The sequence below is a fragment of the Actinoplanes sp. NPDC049265 genome, from assembly GCF_043197135.1.
GTDB lineage: Bacteria > Actinomycetota > Actinomycetes > Mycobacteriales > Micromonosporaceae > Actinoplanes.
Map to the genome: position 1 here is coordinate 194,366 of NZ_JBICSP010000008.1, position 15,110 is coordinate 209,475.

Consider the following 15,110-nt stretch of genomic DNA (forward strand, 5'->3'; position numbering starts at 1 on the left):
CGACTCCGCGACGGTGGTGATAGCCGCCCACCGATCCCTGGAGACCGCCATGTCCGATCCGAGCCTCGTGCAGGTGCCCGTCCGTGAATCCGTCGAACCCCTGATCGACGTCGAGACCTCGGCGCCGCTGCGGGTCGCCGGCCCCGGGTCCGGCCCGATGCTGCGGTTCGGGGTGGTCGAGCGGCTGGTGGTGGCCCAGAGCCTGCTGCCGCGCGACGTGCACCTGGTCATCGTGGCCGGGCACCGCCCCGGCGACGACGGCGACGCGCATCCCACCGGCGGCGCCGTCGACCTGGCGCTGTTCGACGCGGGCGGCGAACCGCCGGCCGAACTGCCCTGCTGTGACTGCGATCCGGTCACCCCGGCGTCGCCGGCCTGCGTGCGGCTGATGACCGAGGCGCTGACCGCCGCCGGGCTGGTCAACGACGTGGCGCGCTGGTGGCACTGGTCGTACGGCGACCGCTTCTGGGCCTACGCGGTCGGAGCGTCGCACGCCCGCTACGGGCCGGTTACCGGCTTGCAGTAGTTCTACAGGGGAATTCTGGCGCCCTCCCGGAATGTCATCGGTGCCCGCCGAACAGCGGCGGCACCACCCGAGGGGGAGAAATGACCAGCACTCTGATCCGCACCGCGATCGCCGCCCTGGCCGGCGTCACCACCGCCGCCGCGCTGAGCGTCCCGGCCCAGGCCGCCCCGGCCAAGGGCGACGCCACGCCGCAGGCCGCCGTGGCCGCGGCCGCCGCGGTCAGCCCCGGGCCGGTGATCAGCCGGGCCGAGATCATCACGCGGGCCCAGACCTGGGTCGCGGCTCAGGTGCCATACAGCCAGGAGGCCTACTACAACGGGTACCGCACTGACTGCTCCGGTTTCGTGTCGATGGCGCTGCACACCAACGGCAGCTACTGGACCGGCAACCTGAACGAGATCGGCGTACCCATCGCCTTCAACGACCTCAAGGCCGGCGACTTCCTGAATTACCACAACGCGGCCGACCCGAACAACGGCTCGCACGTGGTGCTCTTCGACAGGTGGGTCGGCGCGGTGGGCGGCGACTTCTGGATGTACGAGCAGGTCAAGCCGTACACCAAGCACCGGAAGTGGTCGGAGACGAGCGGGCGGGTGCGCAGCAACTACAAGCCGATGCGCTACGTCCGGGTGCAGGACACTCCCAACCTGGGCGTCTTCGAGTTCCACCTGTCCGACAGCCTGAGCTCGTCGACCGCGACCCGGCCGGCCTTCGCGTACGGCAACAGCCCGATGACCCCGATCCGCGGTGACTGGAACGGCGACGGCAGCGACACCGTGTCCACCTTCGACAAGGCGTCGGCCAAGTTCCTGATCAGCGACGACCCGACCAACGGGCAGGCGCAGCGGGTGGTGATGTTCGGCAATCCGGGTGAGGGTACGCCGTTCGTCGGGGACTGGAACGGTGACGGCAAGGACAACATCGGCACCCGGATGGGCAACACGTTCTTCCTGCGGACCACCGAGGTGACCGACGGCGCCGAGGCCGCGACCTCGATCGCCTTCGGTGACGCCACCGACCAGCCGATCGCCGGTGACTGGGACGGCGACGGGACCGACGAGATCGGCGTGTACCGGCCCTCGACCGGTCAGTTCTTCCTGCGGGCGGCCGATGGCAGCGCGGTCACCGTGGCCTACGGCGACGCGAACGCGGTCCCGCTGGTCGGCGACTGGAACCACGACGGCAAAGACAACATCGGTGTGCGGATGGGCAACACGTACTTCTTCCGGACCAGCGAGATCACCGACCCGGCCGAGATCACCAGCAGTGTCGCGTACGGCAACGGCGACGGCAACGAGATCCCGCTGACCGGCGACTGGAACGGCGACGGCACCGACACCCAGGGCATCGTCTTCTGACCTCGTACCCGCTGATCTTCAAGGAGCCCCGCCATGCGCAAGATCCTGACCACCGCCCTGACCGCCGCCGCGGCCCTGGCCGTCACCGCCACCCCGGCGCACGCCGCCCGCACCGACGACCCGATCCCGTTCAACGCCCTGATCGCCTACAACCAGTGCGTCGCCGGTGGCCCGACCGCCGCCGACAACGCCCTAGCCAACCAGCTCCGCCCGCAGATGAACGGCTCCCGGCTGGGCCGGGCGATCACCGGCTACAACGTGTCCTGCGCCCGGATCATCGCCGGCACTGTCCGCGGTCGCGGGCTCGACCCGAGAGCCGCGGTGATCGCGGTGACCACCGCGATCACCGAGAGCACGCTGCACAACTACACCGAAGCGGTCGACCACGACAGCCTCGGCCTGTTCCAGCAGCGGCCGTCACAGGGCTGGGGCACGCCGGCCCAGCTGATCGACCCGGTCTACGCCACCAACGCGTTCGTCAACGCGATGCTCCGCAAGTACCCGAACAACGGATGGATGAGCGGCGACATCGGCGCGATCTGCCAGCGGGTGCAGGTCTCGGCCGTGCCCGACGCGTACGCCAAGGAGGTCCACGACGCGCAGTTGCTCGTCAACGCCCTCTGGGGCGGCGCGCCGAACCTGGGCGTCTTCGAGTTCCACCTGTCCGACAGCCTGAGCTCGTCGACCGCGACCCGGCCGGCCTTCGCGTACGGCAACAGCCCGATGACCCCGATCCGCGGTGACTGGAACGGCGACGGCAGCGACACCGTGTCCACCTTCGACAAGGCGTCGGCCAAGTTCCTGATCAGCGACGACCCGACCAACGGGCAGGCGCAGCGGGTGGTGATGTTCGGCAATCCGGGTGAGGGTACGCCGTTCGTCGGGGACTGGAACGGTGACGGCAAGGACAACATCGGCACCCGGATGGGCAACACGTTCTTCCTGCGGACCACCGAGGTGACCGACGGCGCCGAGGCCGCGACCTCGATCGCCTTCGGTGACGCCACCGACCAGCCGATCGCCGGTGACTGGGACGGCGACGGGACCGACGAGATCGGCGTGTACCGGCCCTCGACCGGTCAGTTCTTCCTGCGGGCGGCCGATGGCAGCGCGGTCACCGTGGCCTACGGCGACGCGAACGCGGTCCCGCTGGTCGGCGACTGGAACCACGACGGCAAAGACAACATCGGTGTGCGGATGGGCAACACGTACTTCTTCCGGACCAGCGAGATCACCGACCCGGCCGAGATCACCAGCAGTGTCGCGTACGGCAACGGCGACGGCAACGAGATCCCGCTGACCGGCGACTGGAACGGCGACGGCACCGACACCCAGGGCATCGTCTTCTAAAGCCCTCCCCACGGCCAAAGCCGCCCCTCGTCGAGAGGGGCGGCTTCGTGCCGGTCAGTGCATCATCACCGGCGTCTCGGCGCTGGTGCCGAGCTCGCCGACCTGCGCCGGCTGACGCTTGCGCGGAAGGAACGCGATCGGGATGAAGGTCGCCAGCACCAGGAAGAAGCCGACCCAGAAGGTCGTTCCGAACGAGTCGGCCACGAACCGCAGGCCACGCTCGAGAAGGTCGGGCGGCAACGGCAGCTCGGCGCCCCGCTGGTGGGCGATCGCGGCGCCCGCCTCGGTGACCGGCTCGCCGGAGCGGGAGGTCAGGCCCGGGATCGGGTCGGACCCGTTGAGCCGGCTGGTCAGGATCACCGACATGATGGCCGAACCGATCGAGCCGCCGATCTGCTGCAGGATGTTGACCAGGGTCGAGCCGCGCGCCACCTCGTGGCTGGTCATCGTCCGCAGCGCCGAGGTCATGATCGGCATCATGGTGCCGCCCATGCCCAGGCCCATCACGAACAGCGAACCGCACAGCAGCAGGTACGAGGTGTCGGTGCCGACCTGGGTGAAGGTGAAGAACCCGGCCGCGATGAGCGCCATCGCGAACGGCACCGTCCGCCCGACCGGGATCCGGTCGGCCAGCGTGCCGGCGATCGGCATGGTGATCATCGCGCCGAGGCCCTGCGGAGCCATGAGCAGGCCGGCGTGCAGCGTCGACTCGCCCCGCACCTGCAGGAAGTAGCTCGGGAAGAGCAGGCCGGCGCCCATGAACGCGATCACGAACACGAACAGCGAGACCGACGAGACAGCCAGGTTGCGGTTGCGGAACAGCCGCAGGTCGAGCAGCGGGTGCGCCGGCTTGAACGAGTAGACGACGAAGGCGACCAGCAACGCGAGACCGATCAGCATGGTGATCCACACCTTGGGGGCGGTGATCGTGCCGGTCTCGGGCAGCGAGGAGACGCCGAACAGGAACAGCGCCAGGCCCGGCGACAGCATCAGCATGCCGACGAAGTCGAACGACTCACCCGGCTGCGAATTGTCCTTGGGCAGCGCGAACTGGGCGTAGACGAGGGCGATGACGCCGATCGGCAGGTTGATCAGGAACACCCAGTGCCAGCTCGCCGCTTCGATCAGCCAGCCGCCCAGGATCGGGCCGCCGATCGGGCCGAGCAGCATCGGGATGCCCAGGACGGCCATCAGCCGGCCGATCCGCTGCGGCCCGGCCGCCCGCGTCATGATCGTCATGCCCAGCGGCATCAACATGCCGCCGCCCAGGCCCTGCAGCACCCGGTAGCCGACCAGCTGCTCGATCGAGCCGGCGGTCGCGCACAGCACCGAGCCCAGGGTGAACAGCAGCAGGGCCAGCATGTAGAGCCGCTTGGTGCCGAACCGGTCGGCGGCCCAGCCACTGAGCGGGATCACCGTGGCCAGCGCCAGCGTGTAACCGGTCATGGTCCAGGCGACCTGCGCGTACGTCGCGTCGAACTCGGTCTGGAAGGTCGGCAGCGCGACGCTGACGACGGTGATGTCCAGGATCGACATGATCGCGCCCAGGACCACCACGCCGGCGATCTTCAGCACCGCGCCGTCCAGCTTCTCCGGTAACGCGGCGGCTTGCTCGGTCATCACAACTCCAGCTTTCGGTATGACGTTTGTGCAGGTGAGCCTGCCCAGGCAGGCGATCATGCTGCCACTTGACGCGGTCCGGAGCAGCCGGTTTCCGGGTTTCGCACCGGCCGCGCCGCCCACGCGGACGAGGCGTAACCATCCTGACCTGCGTGGATACCCGATCACCAGCGGGCCGGTGGTGACGAGTGACACGTACCGCGGGCGAGGCGCAAGGCCGGTCAGCGGGCGCCCGGAGGCGTGCTGTATTCATGTCACCGTGAACAGAGGGATCGCCACCGCACTGATCAACCTCCTCGTCGCCGTCGACCTCGCGACCGACGACGAGATCGAACCGCAGTTCGCGGAGGCGCTGGAGGAGGACGCGGCGACCGCCTTCGACGCCATGAGCGACGAGGAGCGCCACCTGGTCGCCGAGGTGGCGGCCGAGCTGGCCGAGGACGAGGCCGACACCGAGCGGCGCGAGGCCCTCGAGGAGTTCCCGGCCACCTACGGCCTCGACGACGAGGACGACGACTAGCGCGTGCTGACAGCCGCGGCCGTGGTCAGGAGCTTCTCGAGGTCGGCCGCGGTCATCGGGCGGGCGAAATGGAAGCCTTGCGCGTACTGGTAACCGGCCGCATGCAGCCGGGCGGCCTGCTCGGCGGTCTCCACGCCCTCGGCGACGGCCTGGATCCGCAGGCCCTCGGTGAAACCGAGGATCTGCTCGACGATCACCGCGCCGGCCCCGTCGGCGGACGCGCCGCTGACAAACGACTTGTCCACCTTGAGCACGTCGACCGGGCAGTCGAGCAGGATGCTCAGCGACGAGTAGCCGGTGCCGAAGTCGTCCAGCGCGATCTGCAGGCCGAGCCGGCGCAGGTCGGCGATCGCGGCGGCCGAGGTGTCGGTGCTCAGCACCGCGGTCTCGGTCACCTCGATCAGCAGCCGGCCGCGGTCGACGCCGGTGCGGTCCAGGATCCCCTCGACCACCGCGACGAAGCCGGGCTCGGCCAGTTGCCGGGCCGAGACGTTCACGCTGACCCGTCCGGGTGCGGCCGCGCCGTGGTCGCGCTGCCACCCGGCGGCCTGCCGGCACGCCTGCTCCAGCACCCATTCGCCCAGTTCGACGATCAGGCCGTTGCGTTCGGCGAGTGGGATGAAGACGTCCGGTGACACCAGGCCGTGCTCGGGATGGCGCCAGCGCAGCAGTGTCTCCACGCCGGTCACGGCGCCGTCGGCGAGCGCCACGATCGGCTGGTAGAGCAGGTACAGCTGGCCGTCGCGCAACGCGGTCCGCAGGTCGGCGCCGAGCCGGGCGGTCTCCTCGGCCACCGTGTCCATCAGCGGGTCGTACCAGGTCCAGCGGTTGCCGCCGGCCGCCTTGGCCGCGTACATGGCCACGTCGACGCGGCGCAGCAGCTCCTCCCACGAGCAACCGGGGCCGCCCACGGTCACGCCCATGCTCAGCTTCGGCAGCACCTCGGCGCCGTCCAGGCTCACCGGTTTGCGCAGGGCGGCGAGGAGGCCGTCGAGCACGCCGCCGACCGCGCCGGTGCCGACCCCGGGCAGCAGGGCGACGAACTCGTCGCCGCCCAGCCGGGCCAGCACCGCCGGGGCGGGCAGGGCCGCCTCGAGCCGGGTGGCGAGGTGGCGGATCAGCACGTCGCCCTGGGCGTGGCCGAGCCGGTCGTTGATCGCCTTGAAGTCGTCCAGGTCGAACAGCAGGATGTGCACCGGCGCCTCCCCGCCGAGGATCCCGGCCGCGGCCTGCTCGACGTGGGCGCGGTTGCCAATCCCGGTCAGCGAGTCGTGGGTGGCCCGGTGGGCGAGTGCCTCGTGGTACTCCTCGAGCCGGCCCACCAGCCGGTGGTTCTCCCGCAGCGCCATGATCTGCCGGGTGATGACCAGCGCGGTCAGCAGGACGGCGACCACCTCCATGACCCGGATCTCCGAGCCGTCCGTGGTTCCGGTCAGCAGCAGCAGCGCGTCGGCCGCGCCCACGGCGACGTAGGGGACGATGTTCATCCGCCGCGACCGGCGCCGCGGCCGGGGCTCGGTCTCACCGCTGCGGAGCTGACGGCCCGCGCTGACCTGGATGCTGAAGGCGACCACGGACACGGCGGCGAAGCTGGTCGACAGGTACGGCCGGTCGATCAGGAACGGCGTCAGCCCGCCGAAGACCGTGCTGGCCGCGGTGCCGGTGGCCATGATCGTGACAGCCCGGCGGTCGAGGTGACCGGCTCCGGCCACGACCACCTTGGTGAACGCGGCCAGCGCCACGAACCCGACCACGCACATGGTCAGCATCGCGGCGGCCGAGCCGGTCTGCCGCATCCACACCTCGTGCTCGCGCAACGAGAAGTGCCAGACGAAGGCGCCGCTGGTCACCAGCACGATGCACGCGTCCAGCCCGACCCGGATCCAGTCGGCCCGGCCGCGCTGCCAGGCCGGCAGCCGCAGCAGCGCCCACAGCGCGACGGCCAGCACGGCCAGATAGAGCGTGAGGGTCACCGGGCCCAGTCGCTGCGAGGGCGCACCGCGGCCGACCGCGTCCACGGCGTTGGCCACGACGGCCACCCCCAGCAGCGCGCAGGCCACAGCCAGCTGACCCCAGAACCGCCGGGTGCCCGCGTCGAACCCCGCCCCGCGGGCCACGCGCCGGCACTCGGTCGCGGCGAGCAGGGCCATCAGCGGCAGCGGCACCCAGCCCGCGACCGGATGACTCCACTCGTGCACCAGCCCGACGGCCAGCCAGGCCAGCGAGAAGCCCAGTAGTGCACCGCCGGCGACCTGCCGTCCGCGAGGCATCGCGCCTCCCTCATCCGCTTGACTGAACGCTCAGATCGGCGAAAGCGCGGCCGGGAGAAGTGTTTACCGCCTCCTACGTGATGATCCGGGTCTCCCAGGCCCAGGCGGCGACCTCGGTGCGGTTGCGGAGGCCGAGCTTGTCCTGGACGTTCGCCACGTGGCTCTTGACGGTGCTCAGCGACACGAAGAGCTCGTCGGCGATCTCCTGGTTGGTGCGGCCCCGGGCCACCCGGCGGACCAGCTCGACCTCGCGGTCGGTCAGCGGTACGTACGGGCGGGGCGAGCGGGGCGCGAAGTGTCTGAGCAGGCGCATGGTGATCGACGGGGAGACCATCGCGTCGCCGGCGTGCGCGGCCCGGACCGCCTCGGCCAGCAGCGCCGGCCCGGAGTCCTTGAGGATGAAGCCGACGGCGCCCGCGCGCAGCGCCCCGTACACGTACTCGTCGAGGTCGAAGGTCGTGATGATCACGACCCGGGTGCTGCCGGACAGCGCCCGGGTCACGTCCAGGCCGGTCAGCCGGGGCATCTGGATGTCGACCAGGCAGACGTCCGGGCGCAGCTCGCGGGCCAGCTGGATCGCCTCGGGGCCGTCGGCGGCCTCGCCGGTCACGGTGATGTCCGGGTGGCTCTCCAGCAACAGGCGCAGTCCGCGCCGCACTATCGCCTGGTCGTCGGCGACGAGCACGCTGATGGTCACGAGCCCTCCGGCGCGGGGAAGGCGGCCTCGACGACCCACCCGGCCGGTGTGCCGGGACCGGCGGTGAGCGTGCCGCCGAGCGCGGCCGCCCGTTCGCGCATCCCGGTCAGGCCGACACCGCCGTCGCTCACCGCGCCGGGCTGTCCGTCGTCGGCGATGCGCAGGAGCACCGTCCGGCGGTCGTGGGCCAGGGTCACGACTACTTCTCGGGCGTCGCGGGCGTGGCGGGCGACGTTGGTCAGCGCCTCCTGCACGATCCGGTAGACGGCGACCGAGATCTCGGGCGGCCAGCCGGCCGGCAGCGGACCGTCGGGCCGGTCGAGGCGTGCGCGGACACCCGTACCCGGAAAACTCTCGATCAGCTCTTCCAGTGCACCCGGCCGGTCGTCGCGCAGCAGCCGCACCACCTGCCGCAGCGAGGCGAGCGCCTCGGAGCCCGCGGCCTCGATGCCGGCTAATGCCGCGGCCGGGTCGGCGGCCGGGGTCAGCTGCGCGACCTGCGCCTGCAGGACCAGCCCGGTCAGGTGGTGGCCGGCCACGTCGTGCAGGTCGCGGGCCAGGGCCAGGCGTTCGGTACGCCGGGCCAGCTCGACCGCCGCCCGCCGCCGGGCGTCCGCGTACCGCCGCCACAGCCCGGCCGTGACGGCCATGGCCCAGCCGATGACCATGACCAGCGTCGCCGACGTGGCCTGGGGAACACCGCGGGCGAGTTCGGTCGCGTACCGCTCGATCGTGCCGGCCGCGACCACCCCCGACCCGGCGGCGACGGCGACCACCTCGGCCGGTGGCCGGAGCCGCACCGCCGAGGCCACGACCACGAGCAGGGCCAGCGCGGCGATCGGGGCGGGCTGACCCAGCCGGTCGGTCCGCCAGTCGATCACCTCGGCTGCCGCGCACAGCACTGTCGCCGTGAGTGCCGCCCACGCCGGGAACCGGCGCCGCAGCCCGGCGGCCACGCACACACCGGCGGTCAGCAGCACGAGCACGAGACCGAGGAACCCGCGGTGCCATTGGACCGCCGTCTCGAGGAGCAGACCCGCGGCCAGGATCGCCGTCGTCACCAGACGGGCCGTCGCCACCACGTCACCCACCGCCAGAGCCACTCGATCGGTCCCTGCCGGAACCGGCGCAGCCAGAGTACCGACCAGATCCACTGGATCAGGAGCACCGCCGCGGCCACCGTGACCACCGCGCCGACCGGCCAGCGGTCCGAGCCCTCGACCAGGCCGGCGATCGCCAGCACCAGCACCGTCGCGGTCAGGTAGTTGGTCAGCGCCATCCGTCCCAGCGGCCGGAACACCGCGGTCAGCGTCGCGCCGAGCCGGGTCCGGAGTAGGATCAACAGCCCGCAGATGTACGCCCCGGCGGTCAGCAACCCGGCGGCCGGATAGGCGATGCGGAACGCCGGGCCGCCGCCCAGCTGCAGGATGGTCACCGGCACGGCGGCCAGCGCGAAGAGCCCGAACAGCATCGGCACGACCCGGGCCCGGGACTCGATCGCGTCGACCACTCCGTAGCGCACCAGGGCCGACCCGAGCAGGAACAGCCCCGGGACGACGGAGTACCAGCCGCCGAGGAACGCCACCGACACCACGATCAGCACCCCGGCGGCGACGGCCACGACGCGACGCGGCAGCCAGGTCGACGGCAGCAGCACGAGCAGGCCGGCGGCGGCGTACACACTGAGCACGTCGCCCTTCCAGAGCACCAGGAAATGGAACAGTCCGAGCGCGAGCAGGGCCAGCAGCCGGCGCAGCAGCACCATCCGCGGCGCCGACCGGGCCAGCAGGCTGAAACCGATGCCGAAGAGCAGCGCGAAGATCGGGAAGAACCGCTGGTCGACGAAGAGATGCAGGATGTCGGCGGCGTGCGACGACGGCGGACCGGCCGGGCCCAGCGGGGCGCCGCGGTGGGCTATCGGTTTGACGTTGGCCAGCAGGATGCCGCCGAGGGCGAAGCCCCGCAGCACGTCGAGGGCGACGATGCGTCGCCGGACCGGGATCGGCATGCGTCCGAGCCTGGCCGGAGCGGTGCCTCGAAACCTCGGTCGTCCGGCCAGGCCGGTCCGGAAGCGTCGTACTTTCGGCCATTCGGCCTGACACTTAGCCCTTGCGCTAAGTTTCCGCAGACGTGATACTTAGCCATGTGGCACAGTATGCGGCTCAGCTCGACGGTGTGTTCGTCGCCCTCGGCGACTCGACCCGGCGGGGGATCGTGCGGCGGCTCGGGCGCGGGCCGACCAGCGTGGGTGACCTGGCCCGGGAGTTCCCGATGACGTTGCCGTCATTCATGAAACACGTGCGGACGCTCGAGACCAACGGACTGATCAAAACCAGCAAGAGCGGGCGGGTACGCACCTGCGAGCTCAACCGCGCCCGCCTGGCCCTGGTCGACGACTGGCTGGCCGAGCAGCGCCGCATCTGGGACGAACGCACCGACCGTCTCGAGGACTTTCTCAACCAGGAGGAACAGTGAACCCCGACCCCGACCCCGACCCCGACCCTGACCTCGACCTCACCCTCGACCGGGTGATCCGCGCGCCGCGCGCCAACGTGTGGCGGGCCTGGACCGACCCGGAGCGCTTCGCCCGATGGTTCCTGCCGGCGCCGTCGGTGCTCAAGGTCGACCGGCTCGACGTACGCCCCGGCGGCGCCCTGGTCACCCGGATGAGCGACGACGGCGTCGCCTTCGTCCCGCACCTGGACGCCACCTACCTGGTCGTCGACGAGCTGGAACGCATCGTCTTCACCAACGTGCTGGACAGCTCGTGGCGCCCGGCCGACGCGCACCCGGTCCCGATGAGCGCCGAGATCACCATGGCCGACCACCCAGACGGGACCGGCTACCGCGTGGTGGTCCGGCACGGCGACCCGTCGGCCCGCGCCCAGCACGAGAAGATGGGCTTCGCCGACGGCTGGGGCCTGGTCACCGACCAGCTGGCCGCGCTGGCCGGGGCGGAGCGATGATCCACATTGACCTGTTCGCCCCGCTCGACCTGGTCGGGCCGGCACCCGGTGGCCACGCCGCAGCCCTGGGTGTTCCGTCAGATGCGCCCTAGCGGTCGGGGGTGTCCGGCGGGGCCATCATGCGCAGCGCGTTCGGGTCGAGGCCGATGCGGACCGGGGTCTCGCCGCGCAGTTCGCCGTCGACCTCGACGCGGGCCGGGCGGTCGGTCTCCAGGGTGAGCTCGCCGACGGCCAGGAACGGGTCGTGGCGCAGGGACCGGCGGTGGCCGGTGGCCGCGTTGCGGGCCGTCTCGCGGAGCAGGCCGGCCCGGCCCGGGCCACCGACCGCGTACGCCACCAGCAGCCGGTCGTCCGCGTCGGCGTCCGCGGTGATCGGGCGGCCGGCGTGGAAGCCGCCGTTGGCCACGTAGAGCTGATGGGTGTGAAACTCGTGCTCGCGCCCGCCGGCCCGCACCACGGCCCGCATCGGCCGGTGCCGGGTCAGCAGACCAAGGGCCGTGATCGGGTACGCGACCCGCCCGGAGACCCGTTTGAGCCGGTGCGGCGCCTTGAGCATGACGTCGGCCGACAGGCCCGCACCGACGTGGTTGGTGAACGGGATCCCGTCGGCCAGGCCCAGGTCGACGTCCACCACCTTGCCGCCGACGAGCGTGGCCACGGCCTGGTCGAGGGCGAGCGGGACGTGGGCCGTACGCGCGAAATTGTTCGTCGTTCCCAGCGGCAGCAGGCCGAGCGCGACGTCCCGGTGCGCCAGCATGCGCCCGGCGGTGCTGATCGTGCCGTCGCCGCCGCCGGCGATGACCAGATCGGCGCCGGAATCCCGGGCCCGCGCCAGCGCGTCCTCGAGGTCGCCCTCCACCGGCAGGTCGGCCACCAGCGTGACGCCGGCGGCGAGCAGCCGTGCGCGTACCCCCTCGTAGAGCCGCCGCCCGCGCCGCGACCGCGCGTTGACCACCAGGGCCGCCCGCCGGTGCCCGCGGATGTCCTCCGTCAGCTGCTTCTTGGTACGCACGCCGGAACCGTACCGTCCCGGATGCGGTCGTGCTGATGGCCTCTCGTTCCGGTCAGCGGAAGGCATTGATGTCCGCCTAGGCAAGGTCTTCCTAGCCTGAGGCGATGACCGCGACGACCGATCGCCGGCCCGCGACCGTGGCCGCCGTACTCTGCTGGTCCGCCGTACTGCTCGACGGCTACGACCTCGTGGTGCTGGGCACGGTGATCCCGGTGCTGCTGCGCGACAAGGTCTGGGGCATCACGCCGGCCGGGGCCACCGCGGTCGCCACCGCCGGGCTGGCCGGCATGGCCATCGGGGCGCTCGCCATCGGGACGCTCACCGACTACTTCGGACGCCGCCGGGTGCTGATCCTCTCGGTCAGCCTGTTCTCGGTGTTCATGCTGGCCTGCGCGGCGGCCACGTCGATCGGGATGCTGGGCGCGTTCCGGTTCCTCGCCGGGCTCGGGCTGGGCGGCTGCCTGCCCACGGCGATCACCCTGGCCACCGAGTTCTCCCGGCGGGGCCGGGCGGCCGGGGCGACCACGCTGGTGATGACCGGCTACCACGTCGGCGCCATCCTGACCGCGGTGCTCGGCCTGCTGGTGATGGGCCGGGGCGGGCACGGCTGGCCCTGGATGTTCCTGATCGGCGGCGTCCCCGGGCTGATCGTGGCCCCGCTGATGTTCCGTTACCTGCCCGAGTCCGCCGCGTTCACGGCGGCGCCGGCCAAGAACCCGGTCGGCGCCCTGTTCGCCGGACGGATGGCCCGGCCCACCGTCGCGTTCTGGCTGACGTCGTTCTTCGGTCTGATCCTGGTGTACGGGCTGAACACCTGGCTGCCCAACCTGATGATCGTCGCCGGCTACCCGCTGGAGCAGGGCCTCGGCCTGCTCCTGACCCTCAACCTGGGCGCGATCGGCGGCCTGCTCGTCGCCGGCCGGGTGGCCGACCGGACCGGCGTGCGACCGGCCACGCTGGGCTGGTTCGGCCTGGCCGCGGTCTTCCTGGCGCTGCTCAGCGTCAAACTGCCGGCGGCGCCGCTCTATGCCGCGGTGTTCGTGACGGGCGCGTTCGTGTTCAGCGCCCAGGCCCTGGTGTACGCCTACGTCGGTCTGATTTACGACACCGGGAACCGGGCGACCGGGCTGGGCTGGACCGCGGGCGTCGGCCGGATCGGTGCCATCGTCGGCCCGATCATCATCGGCGCCCTGCTCACGGCCGACAGCGGCTACCCCTGGGGCTTCTACGTCTTCGCTCTCGTCGCGGCACTGGGGCTGGCCTTCGCCGCGCTCGTCGGCCCGGTTAATCGGGTCGAGGCCGCCGCCCCGCGTCCGTAACCTCATACCATGGCGTACTACCGTCATCCGCCGGCTTTTCCGTTCGGTGCCGAGGGACACGCGCTGCCGCCGGCCACCTCACCGCGGCGAATGCCGAGAACCGTTCCGGCCGCCGAACCCGTACGGGGGGTGGGGAGTTCCGGCATCTCTGGGCCGCCGCCGCGATCGTCGGGAGGTTCGAATTGTTCGAGAAGTAGCTCCGAACAAATCGTTGACCAGCGCGAACAGACGGCTGCTGGCATCGCTGCAGCAAGCTGGTCGTCGAAACCCAGGACCATCGATCACCCTTGTCGCACGATAGATCCATCCTGTGTGGGGGGCACGTAAATGCAACGTCAAGGCTGGGATTTGCCGACACTGGTCACCGCCAGCCTGTCCCACGACTCGCTCGCGTGGGACGAGCTCGTCCGCCGGTACGCCGGTCTCGTGCTGTTCGTGGTGCGGAGCTACCGGTTGTCCCGGGCGGATGAGGAGGCCGTGGCGCGGGTGGTGTGGCTGCGTCTGGTCGAACAACTCGACCGGGTGCCGGCCGACACCTTGCCGGTGTGGCTGGCCGCGACCACGCGTGCGGAGTGCACACGCGTGCAACGCCTCCGTCCGGACGAGAGCGACGAGGTGCTGCGGGCCGCATCCAGGCATCAGGCGTTGCGAGACGCCCTGGAGATGCTGTCGCCGGCCGACCGGGACCTGCTCACCATGCTGGCCGCCGAGCCGCCCTGCCCCGACGTGGAGATCAGCCGGGCGCTGGACATTCCGATCAGCAGTGTGGGGCCGGCCCGGGTGCGGGTGCTGGCCACGGTCCGTTCGTACCTCGTCGGTCAGGCGGCCGCCTGACCGGCTTCTCCGGCGCGGGCGGTCAGACCTCCCGGCGCCGGAGGCGGACGTCGAGACGTTCGGCCAGTTTCTCGAACGTGATGCCGAACGTCTCGGTGACCAGCACGCCGTCCGGGGTGAGGTGGAAGGTCGCCAGGTCGGTGTAGACCCGGCTGACGCAGGCCAGACCGGTCAGCGGGTACGTGCACTCGGGCACCAGCTTGGCCGAGCCGTCCTTGGCGAACAGGTTCATCATCACGAACACGTCGCGCGCCCCGGTGGCCAGGTCCATGGCGCCACCCACGGCCGGGATCGCGTCCGGCGCACCGGTGTGCCAGTTGGCCAGGTCGCCCCGGGCCGACACCTGGAACGCGCCCATGATGCAGATGTCCAGGTGCCCGCCGCGCATCATGGCGAACGAGTCGGCGTGGTGGAAGTAGGCGGCGCCGGGCAGCTCGGTCACCGGCTGCTTGCCCGCGTTGGTCAGGTCTGTGTCCGCCTCGCCGGCGCCGGCGATCGGGCCCATGCCGAGCATGCCGTTCTCCGTGTGCAGGACCACCTTGGTCAGGTCCAGGTGGTCGGCGACCCGGGTGGGCTGGCCGATGCCGAGGTTGACGTACGCGCCCTCGGGAATGTCCCGCGCGACGACCCGTGCCATG

At 71.4% G+C, this 15,110-nt stretch carries 15 protein-coding genes; 8 read left to right on the forward strand and 7 right to left on the reverse strand.

Annotation, left to right across the window (positions count from 1 at the left end; all coding sequences use genetic code 11):
* Positions 1-49: 49 nt before the first annotated feature.
* From ACGFIO_RS21050 to ACGFIO_RS21060, 3 genes are all read left to right on the forward strand, one after another.
* Entirely contained in the window at positions 50-526 is a 477-nt protein-coding gene (locus tag ACGFIO_RS21050; RefSeq protein ID WP_392827967.1) for a hypothetical protein, read from the forward strand.
* 80 nt (positions 527-606) lie between these two features.
* A complete protein-coding gene (locus ACGFIO_RS21055) occupies positions 607-1,884 on the forward strand; it encodes a hypothetical protein (protein WP_392827968.1) in 1,278 nt (425 codons plus the stop codon).
* Between the two features lie 33 nt (positions 1,885-1,917).
* A complete protein-coding gene (locus tag ACGFIO_RS21060) occupies positions 1,918-3,234 on the forward strand; it encodes a VCBS repeat-containing protein (RefSeq protein WP_392827969.1) in 1,317 nt (438 codons plus the stop codon).
* Positions 3,235-3,288: 54 nt separating this feature from the next.
* Here ACGFIO_RS21060 and ACGFIO_RS21065 read toward each other — a convergent pair whose 3' ends face one another.
* Positions 3,289-4,854, reverse strand: a complete 1,566-nt coding sequence (locus ACGFIO_RS21065; RefSeq protein WP_392827970.1) for a DHA2 family efflux MFS transporter permease subunit — start codon at positions 4,852-4,854, stop codon at positions 3,289-3,291.
* Positions 4,855-5,113: 259 nt separating this feature from the next.
* Here ACGFIO_RS21065 and ACGFIO_RS21070 point away from each other — a divergent pair, with 259 nt between their 5' ends.
* Positions 5,114-5,374 carry a hypothetical protein gene (locus ACGFIO_RS21070; protein ID WP_392827971.1) on the forward strand — a complete coding sequence of 87 codons (261 nt, stop codon included), beginning with the start codon at positions 5,114-5,116 and terminating at the stop codon, positions 5,372-5,374.
* On the opposite strand, the gene ACGFIO_RS21075 is transcribed toward ACGFIO_RS21070, so the two are convergent.
* From ACGFIO_RS21075 to ACGFIO_RS21090, 4 genes are all read right to left on the reverse strand, one after another.
* Positions 5,371-7,644, reverse strand: a complete 2,274-nt coding sequence (locus tag ACGFIO_RS21075; protein WP_392827972.1) for a putative bifunctional diguanylate cyclase/phosphodiesterase — start codon at positions 7,642-7,644, stop codon at positions 5,371-5,373. The two genes, ACGFIO_RS21070 and ACGFIO_RS21075, sit on opposite strands and share 4 nt — an antisense overlap.
* A gap of 73 nt (positions 7,645-7,717) precedes the next feature.
* On the reverse strand, positions 7,718-8,341 hold the full coding sequence (locus tag ACGFIO_RS21080) for a response regulator (RefSeq protein WP_392827973.1): 624 nt from the start codon (positions 8,339-8,341) through the stop codon (positions 7,718-7,720).
* Entirely contained in the window at positions 8,338-9,444 is a 1,107-nt protein-coding gene (locus ACGFIO_RS21085) for a sensor histidine kinase (RefSeq protein ID WP_392827974.1), read from the reverse strand. Before ACGFIO_RS21085 ends, ACGFIO_RS21080 begins: the two co-directional genes overlap by 4 nt.
* Complete coding sequence (locus ACGFIO_RS21090; protein ID WP_392827975.1) at positions 9,399-10,349, reverse strand: DUF418 domain-containing protein; 951 nt, start codon at positions 10,347-10,349, stop codon at positions 9,399-9,401. Before ACGFIO_RS21090 ends, ACGFIO_RS21085 begins: the two co-directional genes overlap by 46 nt.
* A 137-nt stretch (positions 10,350-10,486) precedes the next feature.
* Here ACGFIO_RS21090 and ACGFIO_RS21095 point away from each other — a divergent pair, with 137 nt between their 5' ends.
* Positions 10,487-10,816 (forward strand): ArsR/SmtB family transcription factor, encoded by a 330-nt coding sequence (locus ACGFIO_RS21095; protein ID WP_392827976.1) that lies wholly within the window; start codon positions 10,487-10,489, stop codon positions 10,814-10,816.
* Complete coding sequence (locus ACGFIO_RS21100; RefSeq protein ID WP_392827977.1) at positions 10,813-11,307, forward strand: SRPBCC domain-containing protein; 495 nt, start codon at positions 10,813-10,815, stop codon at positions 11,305-11,307. The genes ACGFIO_RS21095 and ACGFIO_RS21100 overlap by 4 nt, the downstream gene beginning before the upstream one ends.
* 88 nt (positions 11,308-11,395) lie before the next feature.
* Here ACGFIO_RS21100 and ACGFIO_RS21105 read toward each other — a convergent pair whose 3' ends face one another.
* Positions 11,396-12,319 (reverse strand): diacylglycerol/lipid kinase family protein, encoded by a 924-nt coding sequence (locus ACGFIO_RS21105; RefSeq protein ID WP_392827978.1) that lies wholly within the window; start codon positions 12,317-12,319, stop codon positions 11,396-11,398.
* A gap of 104 nt (positions 12,320-12,423) precedes the next feature.
* Between ACGFIO_RS21105 and ACGFIO_RS21110 the strand changes: the two genes are divergently transcribed.
* Both ACGFIO_RS21110 and ACGFIO_RS21115 read left to right on the forward strand, forming a co-directional pair.
* The gene (locus ACGFIO_RS21110; protein ID WP_392827979.1) at positions 12,424-13,638 is read left to right on the forward strand and encodes an MFS transporter; all 1,215 of its coding nucleotides are present in this window, start codon (positions 12,424-12,426) and stop codon (positions 13,636-13,638) included.
* A 348-nt stretch (positions 13,639-13,986) separates the two neighbouring features.
* Positions 13,987-14,472, forward strand: coding sequence for an RNA polymerase sigma factor (locus ACGFIO_RS21115; protein WP_392827980.1), 486 nt, complete (start codon positions 13,987-13,989; stop codon positions 14,470-14,472).
* A 22-nt stretch (positions 14,473-14,494) separates the two neighbouring features.
* Here ACGFIO_RS21115 and ACGFIO_RS21120 read toward each other — a convergent pair whose 3' ends face one another.
* The gene (locus tag ACGFIO_RS21120) at positions 14,495-15,109 is read right to left on the reverse strand and encodes a 3-oxoacid CoA-transferase subunit B (protein WP_392828124.1); all 615 of its coding nucleotides are present in this window, start codon (positions 15,107-15,109) and stop codon (positions 14,495-14,497) included.
* Position 15,110: the final 1 nt, after the last annotated feature.

Coding starts and splice junctions, on each gene's coding strand:
- ACGFIO_RS21050 (WP_392827967.1), top strand. CDS start 50: ATGTCCGATCCGAGCCTCGTGCAGGTGCCCGTCCGTGAATCCGTCGAA.
- ACGFIO_RS21055 (WP_392827968.1), top strand. CDS start 607: ATGACCAGCACTCTGATCCGCACCGCGATCGCCGCCCTGGCCGGCGTC.
- ACGFIO_RS21060 (WP_392827969.1), top strand. CDS start 1,918: ATGCGCAAGATCCTGACCACCGCCCTGACCGCCGCCGCGGCCCTGGCC.
- ACGFIO_RS21065 (WP_392827970.1), bottom strand. CDS start 4,854: ATGACCGAGCAAGCCGCCGCGTTACCGGAGAAGCTGGACGGCGCGGTG.
- ACGFIO_RS21075 (WP_392827972.1), bottom strand. CDS start 7,644: ATGCCTCGCGGACGGCAGGTCGCCGGCGGTGCACTACTGGGCTTCTCG.
- ACGFIO_RS21090 (WP_392827975.1), bottom strand. CDS start 10,349: ATGCCGATCCCGGTCCGGCGACGCATCGTCGCCCTCGACGTGCTGCGG.
- ACGFIO_RS21110 (WP_392827979.1), top strand. CDS start 12,424: ATGACCGCGACGACCGATCGCCGGCCCGCGACCGTGGCCGCCGTACTC.
- ACGFIO_RS21120 (WP_392828124.1), bottom strand. CDS start 15,109: ATGGCACGGGTCGTCGCGCGGGACATTCCCGAGGGCGCGTACGTCAAC.